The sequence below is a fragment of the Palleniella intestinalis genome (assembly GCF_013166595.1).
Taxonomy (GTDB): domain Bacteria; phylum Bacteroidota; class Bacteroidia; order Bacteroidales; family Bacteroidaceae; genus Prevotella; species Prevotella intestinalis.
This window is the reverse complement of the sequence record NZ_JABKKG010000005.1, coordinates 137365-162390: the sequence shown is the minus strand read 5'-3', so window position 1 is coordinate 162390 and position 25026 is coordinate 137365. Positions and strand designations below refer to the sequence as shown.

Here is a 25026-nt window from a genome sequence, read left to right as displayed (position 1 = left end):
CACTTTATTAGGAAATAAAAACATAATCAATATACCACTAATCTTTTATGAACAAAAGAATCATTATCGCCATATTGGCGTTATTCTCATTGACTTTTGCCATGGCAAAGCCCAAGGCTGTGCGCCTTGTAACGGAGAATATGGAGAACCCGTTAGGACTTCCTACGCACACTCCGCGCTTCTCTTGGCAGCTTACCGAGGCAAAGAAAAACACCATGCAGACAGCTTACCGCATCATGGTGGCGTCTGCTCCTGAACTCCTCAAAGAGGGTAGGGCAGACCTTTGGGATAGCGGTATGGTACAGAGTGACGAGTCTATTTGGATAAACTATGCCGGAAAGGCATTGAAAGACAATCAGCGTTGCTTCTGGACTGTACAGGTTAAGACCAACAATGGTACTACCGATTGGGCAGAACCGCAGGAGTTCGGTATCGGACTGACTGCCGACAGCCATTGGGCAGGACGATGGGTAGGTATCGACCATTTGCTTGAAGGAGAGTCGTTGGGCTACAAGACACGTGTCAATGCACGCTATCTACGTGGTGAAATTGAGCTCAACCCTGCAAAAACCGTAAAACGTGCCACGGCATACGTCGGTGTATTGGGACTCTATGAGTTCTATGTAAATGGTGAAAGACAAGGTACTGATGTCCTCGCTCCTGCTCAGACAGACACACGCCGTTCAATAATCTACAACACATTCGACATCACAAAGAGCCTCGCATCTTCCACAACAACAGGAGGAAAGGCATGTATGGGTGTCATTCTTGGCAACGGCAGGACTGTTCCGCCACGCTACCATAAGCATTACAAGATACCGTTCCTTGGTTTGCCGACATGCCGTATGACAATCATTGTCGAGTACACGGACGGCACACAGCAGAAGTTCGGCTCTTCAGAGAAATGGAAAATCACTGCAGAAGGCCCTATCCGTTCCAATAATGAGTATGACGGAGAGGTCTATGACGCACGCAAAGACCTTGGCAAATGGAGCTGTGTGGGCTATGATGACTCATCATGGGAGAAGCCGGAGCGTGCAACCCTTCCTATCGGTGAGCTTCATGGACAGACTGCACCAAATATGACTATCACACACCACATCAAACCTGTTAGCGTGAAGAAGACCGAACGTGGCACTTATATCGTGGACTTCGGTCAGAACATGGCAGGCTGGGTGCAGATGAACATGCGTGGTAATGCCGGTGATACAATAAAAATAAAGTATGCGGAGCGTTTGGATGAGAATGGCGACCTGTATATCAAGAATCTCCGTGATGCAGAAACAGAGGACAAATACATCTGTTCAGGCAAAGAGAACGGCACGCCTTGGCACTCCGTTTTCTCTTACCACGGTTTCCGTTTTGTGGAGGTGAAAGGTATGAAGAGCCTTGCCGCTACAGACCTTGAGGCACAAGCGGTGGCTGACAGACTGGAGTTCACAGGCAACTTCTCCACAAGCAACAATGTATTGAATAATGTATATAAGAACGCATGGTGGGGAATCATCTCCAACTATAAAGGCTTCCCACTCGATTGTCCTCAGCGCAATGAACGTCAGCCATGGCTTGGCGACCACACCGTAGGCAGCCTTGGCGAGTCATTCCTCTTTGGAAACGAGCGTCTTTACTCTAAGTGGATGCGTGACATTTATGAGACACAGCGTTATGACGGTGTGTTCTGCGATGTCGCTCCGGCATATTGGACATACTACAATGATGATGTCACATGGCCTTCCGCACTGCCTTTCGGGTGCGAAATGCTCTATCGCCAGTTTGGCAACAAGCAGCCAATCATTGACTCTTATCCATATATCAAGAAATGGATGAACCATGTCTTTGAGGATTATATGGAGGACTATATCATCACAAAAGACTATTATGGCGACTGGTGTGTGCCACCTGAGGATCTGAAACTTATCCATGCGAAAGACGAGACCCGTAAGACAAACGGGGCACTCATATCCACAGCCTACATGATTCGTAACCTCCGCCTTATGCAGGAGTTTGCGGAAATACAGGGGCTTTCCGCCGACAAGCAGACTTATGCCGACCTTGAAAAGAAGATGACAGAGGCTTTCAACAAGAGATTCCTTACCGTTAAGCGCGGCACATCTCCACGCCCGGGACATGTATTGTTCCCTGACAGCGTATTCTACGGTAACAACACCTCAACAGCCAATCTTCTTCCGCTCGCTCTCGGTATTGTTCCAGACGACTGTAAGGAAGAGGTTGTGAAGAATCTTGTCACTGATGTCATCACAAAGAATAAGGGACATATCTCTTGCGGTGTTATTGGTATCTCATGGCTGATGCGCGGTCTTTCCGAGAACGGTTATGCCGACGTGGCTTATCTCCTCGCCACAAACCGCACATATCCTTCATGGGGATATATGGTAGAGAACGGAGCGACAACGATTTGGGAACTTTGGAATGGCGACAAGGCTAATCCTGCCATGAATTCCGGCAACCATGTAATGCTCCTTGGTGACCTCCTGCCATGGTGCTATCAGCATCTTGGCGGTCTGCGCAATGCAGAAGGCTCTGTGGCATACAAGCACATCACGCTCCGTCCTAACTTTGAGATTCAGGAACTTGATAATGTCGACATGTCATACAACACACCTTACGGCAAGGTTGTATCAAAATGGGAGAAAGACCTTGAGAAGGTGCGCTGGCAGGTGGAGATTCCTGCGAACACCACTGCTGATGTTTACCTCCCGGATGGCACAGTTAAGACTATCGGCTCGGGTGAATATACCTTCGATAGCAAGTTCAATCTGATGAACAACAACACACGTCCGACACTTGACAGCCCTGCCACACAGAATGCCAAGATTGTCGACTCCGAGTTTGTCTATGCACAAACAGATTTTCCGGAGTGTCATTCTGCGTCCATCGTTGAACTGAAAAACGGTGACCTCGTGGCTACATATTTCGGTGGAACAAAGGAGCGCAATCCTGATGTTTGTATCTGGACACAGCGCAAGGCAAAAGGTTCTGACAAGTGGAGTGAGCCTGTCCTCGCTGCCGACGGTGTCTTCCGTCTCGGCACAGAGGACGCTGAAATTGCAGGAATCAATGAGAAATCCACTCCTGCAACCAAGGGCTACATCAAACTTGCCGAGGCTTTGAAACTCGCGCCGAACTATTTCTATTCCGCAAAGAAAGCCCCTGTCTCCACCAAGTCTGCCGATGACGAGCAGGAAGAGGAGTGGGCAGGCAAGAAACCTGCAAAGACTGTTACTCCGGTTGCAGACAAAGCAGTTGCCGAAGGTGCCTTGAAGGATTATCGTCGTAAGGCTTGCTGGAATCCTGTGCTCTTCGAAATGCCTTCAGGCGAGCTTTGGCTGTTCTTCAAGATTGGTCTTTCCGTTGCTGACTGGACTGGTTGGATTGTGAAGAGTAAGGATGGTGGCAAGACATGGTCTGAGCGTAAACCGCTTGACCGCGGGTTCATCGGACCGGTTAAGAACAAACCTGAGATTATCGCCGGTCGCCTTGTATGCCCTTCAAGTACAGAGGGCAATGGCGGATGGAAGTTCCATTTCGAGATAATGGACCTCAAGACAGGCAAGTGGAAGTATGTCGGACCGATAGAGCGTGAGATGTCTATCCTCACTCAGGATATGAATCCGGACGGCACACTGATAACAAACGATACAGTGAAGGAGCATAAACCGCAGCCGATTTACTGCATTCAGCCGTCTATCCTGCGACTGAAGGACGGTCGTTTGCAGGCTGTCGGTCGCACACGCAATGGCAAACTTGCGTCCACATACAGCAGTGACAACGGTGATACATGGACGAAAGTCACATTGCTTGATGTCCCTCAGAACCAGTCGGGCACAGATGCCGTGACACTGAAGGACGGCCGTCACGTGCTTATCTATAACAACTTCTCCACATTTCCGGGCACTCCGAAAGGTCCGCGCACCCCATGCTCACTTGCAATCTCTGAGGATGGTGTCAACTGGAAGCACTTTATCACATTGGAGGACTCACCGATAAGCCAGTATTCTTACCCTGCCATCATCGAAGGCAAGGACGGTTCGCTGCACTGCATCTATACATGGCGTCGCCAGCGTGTGGCATATAAGCGTGTTGTGCTTAACCCTTAACATCCTCCTTCTGGAGAGATTTTTTGGTCAGCTGTGTCAGTATGAAAAGGCACGGCTGACCAATCGGCAAACCAAAGGTAACACTTTACTATCTAAAAGGTTACCTTTCACCGTGTAAAGTGTTACCTTTGGTCATACAAAACGTTACCTTTCGTCAGTCTGTTGCTAACCGGTTGTATGAAAGGTAGTTATAAGTGTGAGTGGTGCCTTGCGTGAATTATTTTTGCTTTATTTCATGCAAATGGCAAACAAGAACAACTAACCAAAATAAGAAAATCATTATATGAGAAACATTATCACAACCATTTCCCTGCTCATGTTCTCCCTGTTCACTATGGCAGAGAGCGTGAACATCGTGACACCGAAAGGTGCGGGCAATCGTGTGACCTATGCTGCGGAATATTTGCAGAAGAAGCTCCGGCAGCAAGGTTTTACCGTTGTCGTCACTGCCAATGGCAAAGAAGACAAGAAAGCGGAGCACCGTATTACGCTTGGCATGGTCGCTGATGCCAAGGCTGAACTTGCTGCGCGCGAGAAACAAATGAAAAAGGACCGCCGTAAAGGCTATCCTGTCGAGCAAATCGATTCCTTCATAACAAAGAAGGAGGGTTTCACCATTACCTCAGTAACCCTCGGCAGCAAGCAGCGCGGTTTGAAAGCGCGCATCACTGTTGTCGGTAACGACGGCACAGGATGCATCTACGGCTGCGGAGAGCTTGCCGAGCAGATTAAGAAGCATGGCATAACAGACCTTCCGGGACAGATAAAGGACGCTCCGGAAATGGTGCTCCGCGGCGGATGTATCGGTGTGCAGAAGCCTTATCTCCTGCCCGGACGCATGGTCTATGAGTATCCTTACACTCCGGAGCTCTTCCCTTGGTTCTACGACAAGCAGCATTGGATTGACTATCTTGACATGCTTGTCGAGAACCGCATGAACTCTGTCTATCTTTGGAACGGACATCCTTTCGCATCTTTGGTTAAGCTGAAGGATTATCCTTTTGCCGTAGAGGTCGATGATGCCACGTTTGAGAAGAACAAGGAGGTGTTTGCCTTCCTTACCAATGAGGCAGACAAGCGCGGTATCTTTGTGATACAGATGTTCTACAACATCCTTGTCTCCAAGCCTTTTGCCGAGCATTACGGCATAAAGACTCAGGATCGCCACCGTCCTATCACACCGTTGATTCAGGACTATACCCACAAGTCCATTCAGGCTTTCATTGAGAATTACCCTAATGTGGGACTCCTTGTGTGTCTTGGTGAGGCGATGAGCACATACGAGGATGACGTGGAATGGATGACAAAGACCATCATCCCTGCCGTTAAGGACGGTTTGAAGACTCTCGGAAGGACAGACGAACCGCCGATTCTCCTGCGTGCCCACGACACAGACTGCAAAATGGTCATGGAGGCTTCGCTGCCTTTGTACAAGAACCTCTACACGATGAACAAGTACAACGGTGAGTCTCTGACAACCTACACACCGCAAGGTCCTTGGGGAGAAACCCATCGTGCCCTTGCCGCTCTTGGCTCTACACACATCGCAAACGTACACATTCTTGCCAATCTGGAGCCTTTCCGCTGGTCTTCTCCTGACTTCATACAGAAGACAGTGAACGCTATGCACAACGCACATAACGCCAATGCCCTGCACCTTTACCCGCAGGCGTCGTATTGGGACTGGCCTTACACTGCTGACAAACTTGCCGACGGTTCACGCCAGAAGCAGCTTGACCGCGACTGGATGTGGTACTCCGCATGGGGACGCTATGCTTGGAACTGCCACCGTGACCGCAATGAGGAGATTGTTTTCTGGGATGACACCCTCGCAAACACTTACGGCACAACAGCTGAGAATGCAGCACGCATCCGTGAAGCATTGGAGGAGAGCGGTGAAATCGCTCCGAAGCTCCTGCGCCGTTTCGGCATTACCGAGGGCAACCGTCAGACACTCCTCCTCGGAATGTTCTGTTCGCAGCTTGTCAACCCTTACAAATACACCGTCTATCCGGGCTTCTACGAGAGCTGCGGACCTGACGGTGAGAAGCTCATAGAATATGTTGCAAAAGAACATAACGCGCCATTGCCTATCAATACCAACTTCCCTGACAATGTCAATCCTAAACTGAATGTCAAGGAACATGTGGGCGAACTGCCTCTTGACATCGTCCGTCAGTGCATGGATCATGGTGACAAGGCTGTCAAGGCAATAGAGGCTGCCGGCAAGAACATCGGCAAGAACAATGCCGAGTTTGAGCGTCTGAAGAACGATATTCACAGTTACCGTGAGTTTGCCTATGCTTTCGGTCTGAAGGTTCGTGCCTGCGAGCATGTGCTTAACTACAAGTACACAAACGATATCTCAGAGCTTGACAAGGCTGTGCCACTCCTTGAAGAAGGTCTGGAGCATTATCGCCGTCTTGTTGCAATAACAAACAAGACCTACCACTATGCCAACAGTATGCAGACTTCCATGCGTCGTGTGCCTATTGCAGGAGACGACGGCAAGATGAAGCATTGGAGCGAACTGCTTCCTAAGTACGAAGAGGAGCTTGCAAACCTCAAGAAGAACATTGCACAGCTCAAATCTCCTTCTGCAGGAGTCAAGAAGCAGGAAATAAAACCATTGCGTAATGCGAAGGTTGTCCTGGCAGGTGATGTGAAGACTGTAAAGGTGGAGAAGGGGGCAAAATTGTTCAATGATCTTGATTCCGTCATCACCGACTATGGCAAGGAACTCGAAGGAATGCAGGCTTATGTGTTCTCTTCCAAAGTACAGCGTAACGAAGGCACTGTTGTTGAGTTCTCTTGCGACAAGCCGGTGACGCTCCTTGTTGGCTATTTCCGTGACGACCAGCGCAAGTATGCACGTGCTCCGAAACTGGAGATTGACGCCACTGCCAGCGAGTACGGACAGCAGGACCCATGCTTCACCTCGGCATTGCGCATCAATGGCATGCCACAGGTGAATGTCCATCCTTACAACTTCGCTCCCGGCAAGCACCGCCTGCAGCTGCCGAAGGGATTCCTTGTCATTCTTGGCTACACCTCCGACAAGATTAACCCTCGCGATGCAGGTCTTTCAGGTGCAGACAGCTCCATCGACTGGCTGTTCTATTGATAACGAATCCATGCAGTGGGACAGGGTGGAAAGCCTTGTCCCGCTGTTCATTGTATAAGCCCTGCAGTTGTGTTGCAGGGAGAAAAGCAATCTGAAAAATATATTTTAAGGAAAATGAAACATATACTTTTGACGGTTCTGTCATTCTTGTCCCTTTCTGCCATGGCGCAGAAAGTCTCCAAGGAGGTCATGACGGATATCTATAATGAGGTGAAATCGCCATACAAATACGGTATGGTCGTTGCACCGAAGGACAACGGGCATAAGATAGACTGCCCTACTGTCTACCGTGAAGGCAACAAGTGGTATATGACTTATGTCATCTACAACGGTTCCGGCGGACTTGACGGACGTGGCTATACCACGTGGTTGAGCGAAAGTGATGACTTGCTCCATTGGCGCACCCTTGGTTGCATCCTTGATTATAAGGACAGCGGATGGGACATGAACCAGCGAGGCGGTTTCCCGGCTCTCATCGATTGGGACTGGAACGGTGACTACCGTATGCGAACATATAAGGGCAAGCACTGGATGACATATATAGGTGGCGAGGGCACAGGCTACGAAGGAGTCCGCGCACCGCTGTTCATCGGCAAGGCATGGACCGACGTTGCGTTGAAGGACGGCATCGACACTTCCATCACAACGGCACATGAATGGCAGTCACTTGACAAGCCTCTCCTTCACATCAATGACAAGGGAGCACAGTGGTGGGAGAAACTCATACAGTACAAGTCCACCATCTATGAGGACAAGCGCAAGACTTTCGGCAAGCGTTTTGTGATGTTCTACAACGCAGGCGGCATAAATCCTGAGAACAATCTGAAGGCTGAGCGCATCGGAATAGCACTCTCCAACGACATGAAGAAATGGGAACGCTATGCCGGCAATCCTGTCTTCACCCACGAAGCACCGGGAATCATTACCGGCGATGCGCAGATCGTCGACTTTACCAAGTGGGAACAGGAGAGGAACTCTTCATCATCCACAGCGGTGAATGGCAAGGAACAGCCACTGTATGTAATGTTCTACTTCTCCGCTTTCAGCCCGGAGAGGAAGTACAACGCCTTCAACACATTCTCCGTTTCCCGTGATTTGGTTCATTGGCAAGACTGGGACGGACAGGACTTGGTATGGCCTACAAAGCAGTATGACGAGATGTTTGCCCACAAGAGCTATGTGCTGAAGCATGACGGTGTGGTTTACCACTTCTATTGTGCCGTAAACAACGACGGCCAGCGTGGCATCGCGCTTGCCACATCACGCCCGATGGGCAAGTCTGATGTGGCATTCCCTGCTCCGCAGCGTAAGGCAAAGCGCACCATAACCTCACTCTCAGAAGGGTGGAAATCAACCCTCCTCACTGCCACTGACGCTGCTGCGAAGGGCAAAGTGTGGCAGGGCAATGTCCCACACAACTGGGATGACTATTACGGATACAGCCAGAAGAAGCATGGAAACCTTCACGGCTCTGCGCTTTATGAGAAGACTTTCCGTGCCACACGTGTGCAGGGAAAGCGTTATTTCCTCTATTTCGAAGGTCTCGGCTCTTATGCTACAGTGATAGTCAATGGCAAAAAGTTTGACCGCCGACCGGTAGGAAGACTGACCTACACTCTTGACATCACCGACTGCATCAAGGATGGCGACAACAGTCTGACAGTCCTTTGCGACCATCCTGAGCTCATCACCGACATGCCTTGGGTATGTGGTGGCTGCTCTTCCGAATGGGGCTTCTCCGAAGGCTCGCAGCCTTTCGGTATCTATCGTCCTGTCAGCCTTGTCGAGACAGATGAGGTGCGCATCGAACCGTTTGGTGTCCATGTATGGAACAATGACGTTTGCGACTCTGTTTTCATAGAGACGGAGGTGAAGAACTACGGCACTACCGTTGCAGAATTTGAGGTTGTCAACAACTTTAACATGGCTTCCGGCAAGCGTGTCTTCCGTTGTACAGACAAGATTACCCTCAAACCGGGTGAGACAAAGACCGTGCGCCAGCAGGCAAAGGTAACCGATGCGACACTGTGGTCACAGGAAGACCCTTATCTTTATAAGGTGGTTTCCATGGTTAAGCGTAACGGCAAGACCACCGACCAGGTGGAGACAGCTTACGGCATACGTAATTTCTCATGGCCTCTGATGCGCAATGACGGTGACAACCGCTTCTATCTGAATGGCAAACCTGTGTTCATCAATGGCACATGCGACTATGACCATCTCTTCGGCAACAGCCATGCATTCAGCAATGAGCAGATAGAGTCACGCATGAAACTCATCCGTCAGGCGGGTTTCAATGCCTACCGTGAGGCTCATCAGCCACATAACCTCCTCTATCAGCAGTTGGCTGATAAGGAAGGTCTGCTCTTCTGGAGCCAGTTCTCCGCACACATTTGGTACGACACGCCACAGTTCCGTGAGAATTTCAAGACTTTGTTGCGCCAATACATCAAGGAACGCCGCAACTCTCCGTCGGTAGTCATGTGGGGATTGCAGAACGAATCCACTCTTCCAAAAGACTTTGCGGAGGAATGCACTGCGATAATCAAGGAACTTGACCCTGCCCGTCGCCCTGTCACAACATGCAATGGTGGTGAGGGGTCCGATTGGAATGTCATACAGAATTGGAGCGGAACATACGGCGGAACGGCACTCAACTACGACAAAGAACTCAAGCAGCCTAACCAGCTTCTTAACGGTGAGTATGGCGCATGGCGCACAATCGGCTTGCACAGTGAGGCTACTGTTGATTCCCTCCGTAAGGAAAAGTCTTACAGCGAGGAGCGTGCGACAGACCTTCTTGAGACAAAAGTGCGCCTCGCCGAGGAAGCACGCGACAGTGTCTGCGGACATTATCAGTGGATTTTCGCCACACATGACAATCCGGGACGTGTGCAGCCGGACGGTGCTTACCGCATGGCTGACAAGATAGGACCGGTGAACTACAAGGGACTTCTCACTTCTTGGGAACAGCCGGCTGATGTTTATTATATGTACAGGTCCAACTACGTGTCTCCTGATGTTGACCCTATGGTCTACATCAACAGCCATACATGGGCAGATCGCTTCAAGAAAACCGGTGCGCGCCGCACAGACATCGCTGTCTATTCCAACTGCGACAGTGTGCGTCTCTACAATAGTGCCGACGATAGCGAGTACCTTGGAAGAAAGCGCAACGCACGCAAACCAGGCACGCACATGCTTTGGGAGCACCGCCTTATTAAGTATAATGTGCTCCGCGCTGTAGGTTTCCGTGGCGGAAAGGCTGTCGCCGAGGACATCATCCTCCTTGACGGACTGCCTGAAGCACCGGGATTCGCCAAGCTCTACAAGGGTTCTGACATTGTACCTGTAGCAGCCGACATGCACCCGGTAAGCCTTCAGCCTGCCGAGGGACAGAACTATGTCCTCCGACTCAACTGTGGCGGTGACAGCTACACAGACTCTTTCGGCAACAAATGGCAGGGTGACAATCTCACTTACGGCAAGTCATGGGATGGCGTGCGTGCTTCCCAGGGCAGCATAGCAGAACCTATCCACGGCACAAAGGACTGGAATCTCTTCCAAACATTCCGCTTCGGACGCCACAAACTCAGTTATGATTTCCCTCTCCCTGACGGGAAATACACAGTTGAGCTTTATTTCGCAGAGCCATGGCTCGGACTTGGTGGCGGACTGAAGACTGACTGTGACGGTCAGCGACTCTTCTCCGTTGCCGTCAATGGCGAGGTAAAGGTTGAGGACATAGACCTTTGGGCAGAGGCTGGTCATGCAGGAGCGTTCCGCAAGACTGTTGAGGCAGAGGTGAAAGGCGGCAAACTGACAATCTCATTCCCTGAAGTAAAGGCAGGTCAGGCTGTCATCTCAGCGATTGCAGTGCGCACATCGGACGCTTCCGTCAAGCCGCTTGCCGACAAGAGTGAGGCGGGTTTCTGGCAGAAAACAGACAACGACCGTGTGGAGAAACTGCCGAAATCCATGCTCCCTGCAGAGGAAGAGGCTTTCCCAGCATCACGCTACACTCTCAACAAGAAGAAGGAGTTCATCATCACTCCCGGTGTAGCACGCGAGTATGCCCTGCGCTTCCGCTACAAGAATGTGGGTGCACCTGTAACGGCACAGCTCCGCATTGTCGACCAAAAGGGCGCAGTCCTTGTCGACCGTGAGATGAAATTCCCTACAACTCCTAAGAAGTTCAAGCTCGTTTCCACGACAACAGGAACACAGATCAACGCCGGAAACTATCAGGTACAGCTCCTTGTGCCCAGCACAAAGAAACCAATCGTCGGCGCAACCCCTGTCGAGTTTGAGTATCTTGAGGTGCAATGACTCTGTCAGAAATAATGACTATATAATATAATGTATAGAACAAGGCTGCCCTTTATGGGCGGCCTTTTCTGTTTTTGGTTTTATGGCAAATATTTCAAAGAACGCTTGTTTACTAACAATGTGTTGCAAAGGTATAACATTTCACAAGCGAATGCAAATTTTATAGGGGTATGAATGGGGGTATGTAGCAATAAAAAAATGTAGCTGATTAACTGCATAAAATTTCTAAATCCGCATGATAAAAGATTCCTCATGCTGATTAATACGGATTTTGGGTGATTATGCCATTATGGCTATCAGTATTTATCGTGCACATTAAATTTCTTTGTCTGAAAATTTGGTTATCTCATTGTTATTTCTTAATTTTGCAGAACCTACCGTGTCTGCTATGCTGTGGAAGTCTTTCTACAACGAAAAGGCTGAAGTCTGCAAAAGGATGAGGGTGGGCGCATATTTATTGAAGAGCGTAACTTAGCGCTTGGGCTTGACAATTCGGAATGTCGCAACCTCCAATTTCTCGTCAAGAACAATGCAGCGGTGACGCCCTATGGGTGTGTTGTACACTTTCCATGCCTGTTGTGCACGCGTAAAAACATGTGCAATAGGTTGTGTATTAACATATCGGTGTGGGCTTCGGCGTTGCTCGTTCTACTGTGATGGGCAATGCGACAGCCTCAAGGTGTGGGACGGGCAGCAAGGACTCCCACACTTTTTTGTATCTATGCCATTGAGAAAACCAACTTTTTTATTTCTTTTCGCTTGTTGGGAGCAGGACGAATATTCTAAACTGATTAAAACTTTATGATTATGAGACGACTAAGACAACTCTTATTGGCTATGCTCATTGTGTGTTGCCAGACTCTCTTTGCCTATGACTTTGAGGTGAATGGCATCTACTATTTCAAATCACCCGATGCCCCAAACACCTTAATGGTGACAAGGGGAGAAGTAAGTTACAGTGGCGATGTTGTGATTCCTGCGACAGTGGAATATGACGGCACAGCATATTCTGTGACAGAAATATTGTCGGAGGCATTCCTCAATTGCGGAGAACTCAGTTCCATAACACTCCCCAATTCTTTGACAGTCATTGGAAAAGGTGCGTTTGCCAATTGTACAGCATTGACAAGTGTTACAATTCCCAACTCTGTGACAAATGTTAAAAACTATGCGTTTAACGGCTGTACAGCATTGGCAAGCGTGACCTTGGGTAATTCGGTAGAAAGGATTGGCTGCTGTTCGTTTGGTGGCAGTAAAGAACTCACATCCATAACCCTTCCGGCTTCTTTGACTGGTCTAAACTCGGATGCATTCATGTACTCTTCTTCCCTTGCAGAAGTGAATGTGGACAAGGATAATCTGAATTACTGCTCAGTGGATGGTGTGGTTCTGAATAAGGAGAAAACTCAGTTGGTGCTGTTCCCCGACGGTTACAACAAGACAGAGACATACACAATACCAAATACTGTGACAGACATTTGGGCATCGGTGTTTGTTAGCTGCAAAACAATCACGGGGATAATCATCCCAAGCTCTGTGGCTCAAATATCTCCTGGAGCACTTATAAGTAGCAGCATCAAGTCAATAACTGTGGATAAGGATAATCCTAACTACTGTTCGGTGGACGGTGTGATGTACAACAAGGACAAGACAACATTAGAAGTTTGTCCCGGCGGCAGAACCTCTTCTGAATACGTTATCCCAAGTTCAGTGACAACTATTGCAGCCAATGCATTCACAAGATGTTCAAGTCTGACCTCCGTAACAATCCCTAATTCTGTGAAAACTATTGGTATGAGTGCATTCGATAGTTGCGTAAGACTTGAGTCTGTGATAATCCCTAATTCTGTTGAAACTATTGGTATGAGTGCATTTGTAGGTTGTGTAGGTCTTAAATCCGTCACAATCTCTAATTCCCTAAAAAACATTGATTACGAAACATTTGCAGGCTGCCAGAAACTGACATCAATAACAATTCCGGAATCAGTGACAACTATTGGCATGGGTGCATTCGCAAGCTGCAGTAGTCTTGTTTCCTTGGAAATACCTAACTCTGTGGAATCTATTGGTGATGGAGCGTTTTCTAACTGTTCCGGTCTTACATCCATAATAATCCCTAACTCTGTGAAAACCCTCGGTGAAAGTGTATTCAATAGCTGCACCGGACTTGCTGATGTTGTAATAGGGAACTCTGTTGCAGAACTTCCAAATGGTGCATTCAACAATTGTAAGGGACTTAAAAAAGTGATAATCCCTGAATCTGTGGTAACTATTGGTATGGGTGCATTCCAGCGGTGCTCAGGCCTCACATCCATAACGCTCCCCAATTCTTTGGAGACTATCGGTGACGGGGCGTTCCATAGCTGCTCCGGTTTAACATCCATAGTCATCCCTAATTCCGTGAAAACTATCGGTGGAAGCGCATTCACTTTATGCTCAAGTCTCACTGATGTAACAATCGGAAATTCTGTGACAGACATTTATGATATGGCATTCTCTAACTGCCGTGCATTAAAGAGGCTCTATGTCTCCCCTATGACACCACCGGTATGTAACAGCCAGAATGTGTTCTTCCAACCAATTTACAGCAGTTGCACACTCTATGTGAACCATGGAGCATTGATGAGATACAAATATGCTGATGTATGGATGAAATTCTCCACCATAGAGGCATACGATTTCAGCACATCGGTAGAGAGTGTGGAGACATCCACTTCTGCTGATAGCCTCTTCAATGTCTACGACCTCCAAGGCACTCTTGTCAAGGAGGCAGCGAGCAAGGCAGAGGTCAATGCCCTCCCTTCCGGATTGTACATTGTCAACGGCAAGAAGATTATGGTGAAGTAAACTTGCTGTGCAGCAGCATCTGTCTGCACATAACAACAGGCTCAGCAGAAAATCCAATATGGTTTCCTGCTGAGCCTGTTGTTATGTGAAAGATAAGTTTTGTCCAATAAATATTTTTTTTCTGTGTTTGGAGCAAGATGATCTGCTTCGCGCCATTTGTGGAAGCCGTTGTCAGGACATCAGGAAATCACGTATATGTATGCATTCGATGCCTTGGTAATTCCCATTTGCTGCCAGATTATCCATGCACACTACGATTTTCGGGAAATCGTCCTTTATCCTGCGCAAGTTCCCGAATTCTCTTTCGATGGTTTCTTCCGTTGACAAGAGATAGCAGACCTGTATATATAGGCATTTGCCGTTTTTCTCTGCAACAAAATCTATTTCACCGTTGAGCAGCTGTCCTATTGTTACATTATATCCATTGGCACATAGATTAAGGTAGACGACATTCTCCAGAAGTTTCTCAATGTCATTGCGCAGGTTGATTCCAATTAAAGAGTTCCTGAGACCTATGTCCTCAAAATAATATTTCTCATTAGTCTCAAACAGTCTTTTCCCATGAATGTCGAACCGTTTGGAGCAATTTATGATGTAGGCGTTGCACAGGAATCTCAGGTAATTCGCTGTCAGTGTCGGTGAGATTGTCTGGTTCTGCGACTTCATGAATTTGCTTATGCTGTTAGCGGAGATGTTCTTGCCAATGTTGTCGCTTACAAATCTGACGAGGTCATTAAGGAATCTGACATTGCGAATGCTCTCCCTGCTGATGACATCTTTCATGACAACAGTGTTGTAAATGTCGTTAAGGTAGGATGTGACCATTCTGTGATTGTCCAGTCCGATATGAGCCAATTGTGGCAGTCCTCCAAAAGAAAGATATTTCAGCAAGCTCTCATCACTGTTCTGAAGATTATGGAATGTCAGGAATTCACGGTAGTCAAGGCTTTGTATGTGCACTTCAATGTATCTGCCGGAGAGGTAAGTCGCCAATTCTCCTGATAGCATTTTTGCGTTGCTTCCGGTAACAACAATGTCACATGAACCTTTTGCATGGAAATTGCGTAGGGAGTTTTCAAAACCAGAAATATCCTGCACCTCGTCAATGAAAAGATAGTTCTTGTTGTCAGTTTTCAGTCTGTTGTTGATGAACTCGTTCAAATCGCTATCATATTTTATGTTGCTGAATTCAGCATACTCCTTGTTTATAGATATGATATTGGCTTCTTTCTCATGTTGCATGATATGTCTCTCAACGCATTGCAAAATACAACTTTTGCCTACGCGTCGCTGCCCTGTCAATACAATTATCAGACCTTTACCAAGGTAATTAAGTATCAAATCAACATATCGTTTTCGAATAATCAGTTGCATATATTTCTTTTTGAAGGCAAAGGTAAATGTTTTTTTTCACTTATACAAGAAAAAGATGCGGATTTTGTTGTTTTTTTCATTTATACAAGAAAAAGATGTAAATTTATCGTATTTTTCACTTATACATGAAAAATATAGGTGGATTTATATTGCCTGTATGAATCTTCGGGATAAATATGAGGAAGATATTGTACAAATATAATAAGATGTCCCTGATTTCATAAATATCTTGGATGACAAAAAAGACAAAACAAAAGGTTACCTTTCACTAAGTCAAGTGTTACGGTTTGCATGGTGAAAGGTTACCTTTCGCAAGGTAAAGTGTTACCTTTTGCAAAGCATATCAATATGTCAAGGTTGTTTCTTTGTAATCTATTGTCTTATAGGCGGTTAGCGCGCTGGTGGGAATATGGTGGCAATGGTCTGTTTTCTTATGTTTTATTGTACACGGTTGGTGTGTGGGATGAAGTGTTGAACACGGATTGCGGGCGTGTGGCTTGCATGGTGTTTTTGCAAAAAAATGCAAAATAGGAGTCAGGGTATTGCGTATTTTAAGAAAAATATCATTACCTTTGCACCTGAAAAAAGAGCATACTTTTAAAAACATCGGCAGAGATGTGCGCATGTCTGCCTAGGTGTTATCACTCTTCCAACCTGCGATAGCCGAAGGTCCGTTTGACTTGGAAATTTCAAGTGGTACACTGATAAATCACTTTAATTTATCAATTTATTCACTGGAAATTTTTGACGCTGCACAGTAAATCCGTAGCGCATCTTTTTCTGCTTAACGATTTTTTTGAATGAAGAAGAGAATCTTCTTGGCATTGCCATGCGTGGCATTGTCTCTTAATGTTGTGGCATGGCGTGAAGCCAATGCTGCCACAAGAGTGTTTAACAATTATGCTGTCAGTCATGAGCGGCTTGACACTGAGGCCGACTCTGCCCGTTGGAGCAAGGAGCTGGGTGAGGTTGTGGTGACAGGGCAGGGAGGTGCTATCCGGAAGCGCCGCTTGTCGACCAATGTCTTCACAATCAAGGCGCATGACATAGGGAAGGCAAACAATAACCGCCTTGACATGATGCTGCAGGCTGTTGTGCCCAACATGCAGATTAATCTTTCCAACGGACAGCCGGGAGCCGCTTCCATGGTAAGGAGCCGCGGACTGTCAAGTGTGCAGATCAACTCGACCCCTGTCATTTATGTCGACGGTGTCCGCATCGACAACAGCAACACCGCCACGGGACTTTCCCAAAAGCTCAATGAGCAGGGCGTCCGTGCCGCTTCGGCATCAGGTTCGCTTTCCGACATTCCCATGGAGAATATCGAGAGGGTGGAATATGTCAATGGCGGTGCAGCAACTACCCTTTATGGCTCTGATGCTGCCAATGGCGTGATTCAGATTTTCACGAAGAAAGGTGGCGAAGGCAAGTTGAACGCAATGGTTGAGGCTCAAATCGGCTGGGAAGAGGCCAATGGGCAGTTTTATCATTTCAACCGTACGAAAGAACTGCTGAACCAAACCGGTCTTATGCAGCGTTACCGCGTGGCGCTTGATGGCGGCGGAAAGTCAGGCGGTTGGAGTTTCGGAGCTTCCGCAAGTTCTAATGACGGCATTATTATTGCCGACAACAACAAGTCGCACAAGTACGATGCCCGTTTCGGTTCTCATCTTGACATCCTGAAAAATCTCACTTACAGCAACTCGCTGGGCTTTGTCCATAATGACTATTTGCGCAGCCGTAACGGCAACGAAGGCTATTATTCCGGTCTGTGGCTTACGGAATGCGGTGCGGCATCCTCCATGAGCTATGTGGGAGAGAATGGCGAGAATGTCCCTTTCCTCAGTGACATTGACGCTATGGACGGTACTGCTTACCGGAAATTCAAGGATTTCATCTTTACTTCGGAGAGGCTTCAGGACAAGCGTGCGGACATCAACCGTTTCCAGATGTCGCACGAGCTGAAGTACAAGCCTATGCAGAACCTTGTCGTGAAAGGCATCTTTGGTCTGGACTACCGTTACGAGGGTGTGAAGAATGTAATCACCAACGAGCTTATAAAGGCGGTGCAGTATAACGGTCCGATAGCTGTCGGCAACATTTCCGCTTATGAAAGGAAGTTCACAAGCACGACATTTGAACTCAACGCCCAGCACAAGTACTATCATGATGACTTGTTCAGCGTTGTCTCTTCCGCAGGATTCCAGTGTTTCAGCAACCACGACCGCCAGGCTTACGAACAGGCTGTTGGCGTGGAGGATGGTGTGAAGTCGGTTGACGACAGTAACCGCACCTATGAGGAAAGAGACCGTTCCACGTTGTATAATTACGGAGCTTATTTGCAGGAGAACATCGGATTCCGTGATAAATATTATCTTGACTTGGGGCTTCGTGCCGATTTCAACACCGGCTTTGGCGAGAATGTGGGCTGGCAGTGGTATCCCAAAGTGGGACTGTCCTATATGCTTTCATCCGAGAAATTCATGGAATCATTGGCATCCTCAGGCATCCTCGGTTCGTTGCGCTTCTATGCCAACTATGGTGTGGCAGGCAACTATCCGCCGGCATTTGCCTATCAGAAGACAGTGCAGTTTGGTCAGTATCTTGACGGCATCACAGCGGAATACGGCCAGTATGGCAATCCTGACCTGCGTCCTGAGAAGAAGCACTCCTTTGAGGCAGGCTTCAACAGTGAGTGGGCAAACGGCTATCTGCAGTTGGGAGTTGCATACTATAATGCAGTCACACATGATGCGCTGTTTTCAGTGCATTCCGCCCCTTCATCCGGACAGTCGTCAACATATCTTGCCAACATCGGCAAAATCCGGAACCGTGGCTTTGAGTTCATTGTCGCATCAGACTTTTTGCAGACAAAAGACTTGAAAGCCCGTTTCCAAGCATCGCTGAACACTCTGGACAACAAGGTGCTTTCGACAGGCGGTGAGACAGCCTTCGGTGTCGGCACGTTTGCCAATGAGGCCCTTATACAGAACATTGTCGAGGAAGGGAAGCCGATAGGTTTCCTCCGTGGCAACAAGGTTGTGTGCAACGATGACGGCTCTTACAGTCACACAGAATCTTTGTCCGACCTGGGTTCTACTCTTCCTGATGTTTACGGTTCGCTGGCATTGAATGTGGACTATAAAGGATTCTCATTCTTTGCGAATGCCGACTATCAGCTTGGCGGACATGTCTATGAGCTTGACCGTCATTTCCGCTGGCGTTATGGTGCTAAGGATGTCTGTGTGAACGAAGACTGGCTGCCGGAAGGAAGTACACACAAAGATGTATGGACAAACTTCACAAGCTGTTTTGTGGAGAAGGCGGACTATCTGAAGGTGCGCACGATAGGCATGACCTACAAGTTCAGGTTGAAGCGTATAGCCAAGAGTCTCACATTGGGATTCACATGCTATAATCCTTTCTCGTTCACCAAGGCAGAGGTTGACCCTGAGGCCTGCCTTTCCGATGCAGCTTCCTATGGAGGCGCATCCGTTGCCGGTATCGTTTATGGCTCATATACAAGCCCGCGCCAGTTTGTTGGCTCTGTGAAAGTGAATTTCTGACAAATAAAAACAAAAAATACTCTTATGAAACAATATATCATTCTTTCCGCCCTGTTTCTTGTGACAGCATTAATGAGTTCATGTACACCGGATTCTCCGGAAATGTCTGCCGATGAATTCCTTGAAGTGGACAAGCCGATGACCTATTGGGTGAACGGCATAAACAAGGAGATGGCGCTTGCTGTCGGTAGTTTTGCGGAATTGCTTGATGTGGCGACAGACAATTACCGCAATGTCTACTCGCGTTCAAACCGTGAGTTCGACAAGCCGAACATCCAATATACGGACATTGATGTCGAGAATCTGCAGCGCCATGTAGGGAAACTCCGTGAAATGTCACTCTACGCCCTTAACACCATTGCAGCGCACGACACTCCTACCGACGAACAACTTGCCGACATATATACGGCTTGGGCATATTCCTACATTCTTGCAGGCGAGAATTTTGTCGCCTTGCCTATGGAGGAAAACGGACGCCCCATGGTGTGGCAGGAGCATTTGCGCAAGGCAGTGGAGGTGCTTGAGGAGGCAAATGCAAAAGTAAGGCTCGCTTCCTTCAAGCCTGTCTGCCATACATTGCTTGCCAGAGCGTATCACAGGCTTGGCAACAGGACTGCTGCAAAGGAGAATGCTGAGAAGGCTTTGTCCTATGACAAGACATTCTGCGCCATGGTTGATTTTGATGAGGCCAACGGTGTGGTGAGCAATATCAAGGACCGCTCGTTCAGTGCAAACTGGTGGGAACCATTGCCACGCCTTGATTTCCTTGACCCTAAGTATCAGCAGTCGGCAGAATCCCAGCGCATAGCTTATGCCAAGGCAGAGGAGGATTATCTTATCCTTGCGGAGTGCAGTGCGGCGGATGGCGCAGCGGTTGAGGGGTTCAAGAAGGATTTGATGGACGATTTCTTCCGTCTTGTCATGAGCCGTGGCGCACAATCATTTGAGGATGATTTGGAGATGCGTGAGGCGAATGCCACTGACGGCACAGTGGTGAACCTCAACACTTCCGATTGGAAAGTCAGGGCGTCAAGTGAGGATAAGTTCATAGAGGGCCTTGTGCTCAACCGCTCAAAAGGCTTGATAACAGTTCCGGCTGTCAGTGGCACTTCTGTCGATGCCGACCGTATGCGTAATGCTTTTGGCAAGGATTTCTTGGAGTTGGTCTATCTGCTTCGTCAGGAAGTCTTCTTTGCCGAGGGACGCCGCTTCTCAGACCTCGGAATGCGCCTGCCTTTATGTGAGGTTGAGGCGGCAAAGGTGAAAAACAGGTATCCTGATGTTGATGTCGCAATGTTCATCAAGGCATATATCCCTGCCTATCTGCCGACAGAGCAATATGGTATGGATGCTTACACTGTTGATGCCACTGACAGGACAGTGACCATAAAATATAATCTGAACAGACTTGTTGTTGACAGCCACGCTACCGCTTTTGAGTAGTGTTCCTGCCATAAACCGATAAAGACATAAAAGACAGCTCTTGCAAATATGAAGCCGGCTTTTATGTCTTTTTTGTTTCGCGTGTTTCTGTGTTTCTGAAAGAGGAAAGGAAATGGGGATATTACAATAGTGTAAATTGTCCAATATTTATGTTATATTGTCCATTGCCAGTATAGTTGCTGAAGGGTGATTCGGGGGATATTGTGTAAAATTCTTCGGTGTAGTATGCGAAAATTTACGGCTTGGCACTATTGTTACAGCAATATGTTACGTCATGCAAAAAGAATGTAACAAAATAAAGATGTTATATTACGAAATTATACTAATTTTGCATGCCAAGACAGAAAAACCAAACTATATACAACAGCAATGAACAAGAAAATGACAATCAGGCGAGGATTTCTCGCAGGCATGTTTCTTATGACGGCTTTCGGTGCGAAGGCACAAAACCCTATCATACAGACATGCTTCACAACCGACCCGGCACCGATGGTGCACAATGGGCGTGTGTATCTTTACACAGGTCACGATGAGGACAATGCGGACTTCTTCTGGATGCAGGAGTGGCGCGTCTATTCATCTGCGGACATGGTAAACTGGACTGATCACGGCTCACCGTTGGCGATTGAGGATTTCTCTTGGGGTGACGACCGTGCGTGGGCACCACAGTGCATAGAGCGCGACGGCAAGTTTTATTTCTATGTCCCTCTGCACTCAAAGCTCTCAGGGACGATGGCGATAGGTGTCGCTGTGGGCGATTCGCCGACAGGTCCGTTCCGTGACGCTATCGGCAAACCGCTTGCCGACGGCAGCTGGGACTATATTGACCCTACTGTGTTTATAGATGATGACGGTCAGGCATATCTCTATTGGGGCAATCCGCGCGTTTATTATGTGAAGCTCAACAAGGATATGATTTCCTTCGACGGAGAGGTGCAGAAGATTGATATGACTGTTGAAGGCTTCGGCAAACTGCCTAACACGCCTTTGGCTAAGGATGAGAAGAGGGGAAGGACAGCGTACACGGAAGGACCGTGGGTTATGAAGCGCAACAACAAGTATTTCATGCTCTACGCTGCCGGTGGCATTCCTGAACATATAGCTTATTCTCAGTCAGATACACCTGTAGGACCTTGGAAGCGCGTTGGCAAGATTATGCCTTTGCAAAACACAGGCTCGTTTACAAACCACTGTGGTGTTACGGATTTCAAGGGACATTCCTATTTCTTCTACCATACAGGTTGGTTGCCTAAAGGCGGCGGCTTTGCGAGAAGCGTTGCTGTGGAGGAATTCAAGTATAATCCTGACGGCACATTCCCAATCATCAATGCCACACGCGAGGGTGTGAAGCCTGTCGGCACGCTCAATCCTTTCCAACGTGTTGAGGCTGAGACAATAGCATTCAGTGAAGGTGTGAAAACAGAGCAGAACAAGCGTACCGGAGTCTATGTTTCTGACATTCACAACGGCGATTATATAAAGGTGCGTGAGGTGGATTTCTCCGTTAACGGCACAAATAAGCCTATGTGTTTCAAGGCTTCCCTTGCTTCCGCACTCCGTGGAGGCACACTTGAGGTTCATCTTGACAGCATAGGCGGAAAGCAGATCGCCACACTCGCCGTGGGTACTACAGGCGGTTGGGAAAACTGGCAGACATATTCTGCTGACATAACAGGGAAGGTTTCAGGCATTCATGATGTCTATTTTGTGTTCAAAGGCCGCAAGGGAGTTAAGCTCTTCAACTTCGATTGGTGGGAGATTGCAGAGAAGAAGCAGACTGACCTTGCAGGAACGACACTGGGGATATACACTATTCCGGGCAATGAATATCCGCGTGTTGACAAAGAAAACCGTGCGCACTTCCGTGTGCATGCACCGCAATGCAGCAGTATGATGGTTGACATCTGTGGCAAGAAGTATCCTATGGAGAAGGATGCAGACGGCAATTTCACTGCAATGACCGACCCTTTGGTTGTCGGATTCCACTATTATTTCCTCAATATTGACGGTGTTTCTGTCGTTGACCCTGCCAGTGAGACCTTCTTCGGCTGCTGCCGTGAAGCTGGCGGAATAGAGGTTCCCGAGGGAAAAGAAGGCGATTACTACCGCCCGCAGCAGGGCATCGCCCATGGACAAGTGCGCTCTGTCTCCTATTATTCAGACAGTCAGCAGGCTTTCCGCCGTGCAATGGTCTACACTCCGGCGGAGTATGAGAAAGGAAAGAAACGCTATCCAGTGCTCTATCTGCAGCATGGCATGGGCGAAGACGAGACAGGTTGGAGCAAGCAGGGGTGCATGCAGCATATTATGGACAACCTGATAGCCTCCGGAGAGTGTGTTCCGATGATTGTCGTAATGGAGAGCGGTGACGTGAAAGCACCGTTTGTGCCACGCAAAGGATATGATGTCAACAAGGAGCGCGACATGTATGGCGCATCATTCTATGATGTCATCCTGAAAGACCTTATACCAATGATAGACAAGACTTTCCGCACAAAGACCGACCGCAACTACCGTGCAATGGCAGGACTGTCATGGGGAGGTCACCAGACATTCCACACAGTGTTGCCGAACATGGACAAGTTCGCTTATCTCGGCACGTTCAGCGGTGCGCTGTTCGGTGTGGATGTGAAGACCTGTTTCAACGGAATATTCTCTGACGCGAAGAAGTTCAACAGTGAGATGAAGTACATGTTCATGGGCTGTGGCTCAGAAGAGAATTTCGGAACAGAGAAAATGGCAAAGGAACTCAAAGCCCTCGGCATCGATGTGGAGTTCTATGAGTCACAGGGAACTCACCATGAATGGCTCACATGGCGCAGATGCTTCCGCCAATTTGTGCCACATCTGTTTAAATAATGTCATAACAAACAACCGATAATTATGTTACGCAAGGCAATTATGACACTTGTTGCGGGAGTGACGGCATTGGCAGCTTTCGCACAGAATCCGAAATTCCATATCTATCTGTGTATAGGACAGTCGAATATGGAAGGCAGTGCGCAGATAGAACCTGTCGACAGGACTAATGTCCCTGAGCGTTTCCGCATGATGGCAGCTGTGGATTACACCAATCCGCAGCGCACAAAAGGGGAGTGGTACACCGCCGTTCCGCCGTTGGTGCGCCAGGGGACAGGACTTACACCTGTCGATTGGTTCGGCAGGACAATGCTTGACAATATGCCGAAAGACGAGCAGCTTGGTGTCGTCATGGTGGCGATCGGCGGCTGCAAGATAGAGCATCTTGACAAGGACTATGACCCTTCGACCGTCGTTAAGGAAGCAGACTGGTTCCGCGGATTCATGTCTGCTTATGACAACCGGCCTTATGACCGCCTTATCGAGTGTGCGAAGAAAGCGCAGCGTGACGGTGTCATAAAGGGAATCCTGCTTCATCAAGGCTGCTCAAACACCGGCGACCGGCAGTGGCCCGTCAAAGTGAAGAAAGTGTATGAGGACATCCTCAAGGACTTGGGACTCAAAGCCAAGGACGTGCCGTTGATAGCCGGCGAGGTGGTGACTACGGAAATGGGCGGCGTGTGCGGCTCAATGAATCCCATCATCGACCGTCTGCCTGAGACAATCCCTACTGCAAGTGTCGTCTCCTCAAAGAATCTTGAGCAGAAAGGCGACGGTCTGCACTTTACTCCTCATGCTTACCGAGTCCTTGGATGCCGCTATGCCGTAGCGATGCTCGACAGAATGGGCGTAAAGAATCCTATTGTGAAATATTCCGAAGAGAAACCTTTCGTGCCGGAACCAAAGCCGGGCAAGGGCGACCTTGTGCTCGATTTCTCAAAGTTTAACCCTTCTATTTGGGAATCAGGTACTTTTGATGCAGCCACAAAGACATTCACCGCAGGCAAGTATGGCTTCGGAGGGTGGGAGTTCGCAAAGCCGGTAGACCTTTCCGGCTACAAGTACATCGTTGCGGAACTGCAAGAGCCTCAGGAAGCAGGAGCAATGCTCCGCATCTTTGACACCGAAGATTATTGGGCGCAGCCTTACAGCCGTGAGTTCGGAAGCGACAAACTGATTGTGGCAGAACTGGACGGCATGATGAAGCCTGTCGTCGAAAACGGCAAGCAGACCGGTATCGAGACGCTTAACACTGCCCGCATCCACCGCATCGGCTTCTGGAGTCAGGGCGGCAAGCCTGTGAAAATCAAGCAGGTGTTTGTGACAAACACCGATCCTTACTCTGTCGGACGTTAGTTGGCGTACC

Annotated in this window: 9 protein-coding genes; 8 read left to right on the top strand and 1 reads right to left on the bottom strand. The window is 48.3% G+C overall.

Translation table 11 applies throughout. The features are described from left to right. The first annotated feature begins 47 nt into the window (after positions 1-47). From HPS57_RS08585 to HPS57_RS08570, 4 genes are all read left to right on the top strand, one after another. Positions 48-4118 carry a family 78 glycoside hydrolase catalytic domain gene (locus tag HPS57_RS08585; RefSeq protein WP_253946518.1) on the top strand — a complete coding sequence of 1357 codons (4071 nt, stop codon included), beginning with the start codon at positions 48-50 and terminating at the stop codon, positions 4116-4118. A gap of 283 nt (positions 4119-4401) precedes the next feature. Next, positions 4402-7242: an alpha-d-galacturonidase gene (locus HPS57_RS08580; RefSeq protein ID WP_172182157.1), complete on the top strand. Its 2841-nt coding sequence runs from the start codon at positions 4402-4404 to the stop codon at positions 7240-7242. Between the two features lie 114 nt (positions 7243-7356). Continuing rightward, positions 7357-11571 carry a beta-d-glucuronidase/beta-L-arabinofuranosidase gene (locus HPS57_RS08575; RefSeq protein WP_172182155.1) on the top strand — a complete coding sequence of 1405 codons (4215 nt, stop codon included), beginning with the start codon at positions 7357-7359 and terminating at the stop codon, positions 11569-11571. Positions 11572-12378: 807 nt separating this feature from the next. Beyond that, on the top strand, positions 12379-14418 hold the full coding sequence (locus HPS57_RS08570) for a leucine-rich repeat domain-containing protein (protein ID WP_172182153.1): 2040 nt from the start codon (positions 12379-12381) through the stop codon (positions 14416-14418). 171 nt (positions 14419-14589) lie between these two features. Here HPS57_RS08570 and HPS57_RS08565 read toward each other — a convergent pair whose 3' ends face one another. Further along, positions 14590-15792 carry an ATP-binding protein gene (locus HPS57_RS08565; protein WP_172182151.1) on the bottom strand — a complete coding sequence of 401 codons (1203 nt, stop codon included), beginning with the start codon at positions 15790-15792 and terminating at the stop codon, positions 14590-14592. Between the two features lie 800 nt (positions 15793-16592). On the opposite strand from HPS57_RS08565, the gene HPS57_RS08560 reads away from it, so the two are divergent. The 4 genes from HPS57_RS08560 to HPS57_RS08545 all read left to right on the top strand — a co-directional run bounded on the left by HPS57_RS08560 (position 16593) and on the right by HPS57_RS08545 (position 25016). Further along, positions 16593-19358: a TonB-dependent receptor domain-containing protein gene (locus tag HPS57_RS08560; RefSeq protein WP_172182149.1), complete on the top strand. Its 2766-nt coding sequence runs from the start codon at positions 16593-16595 to the stop codon at positions 19356-19358. A 24-nt stretch (positions 19359-19382) separates the two neighbouring features. Further along, on the top strand, positions 19383-20801 hold the full coding sequence (locus HPS57_RS08555; protein WP_172182147.1) for a hypothetical protein: 1419 nt from the start codon (positions 19383-19385) through the stop codon (positions 20799-20801). Between the two features lie 369 nt (positions 20802-21170). Then, positions 21171-23660 (top strand): family 43 glycosylhydrolase, encoded by a 2490-nt coding sequence (locus HPS57_RS08550; protein WP_216653393.1) that lies wholly within the window; start codon positions 21171-21173, stop codon positions 23658-23660. Positions 23661-23684: 24 nt separating this feature from the next. Next, the gene (locus HPS57_RS08545) at positions 23685-25016 is read left to right on the top strand and encodes a sialate O-acetylesterase (RefSeq protein WP_172182145.1); all 1332 of its coding nucleotides are present in this window, start codon (positions 23685-23687) and stop codon (positions 25014-25016) included. Positions 25017-25026 lie beyond the last annotated feature (10 nt).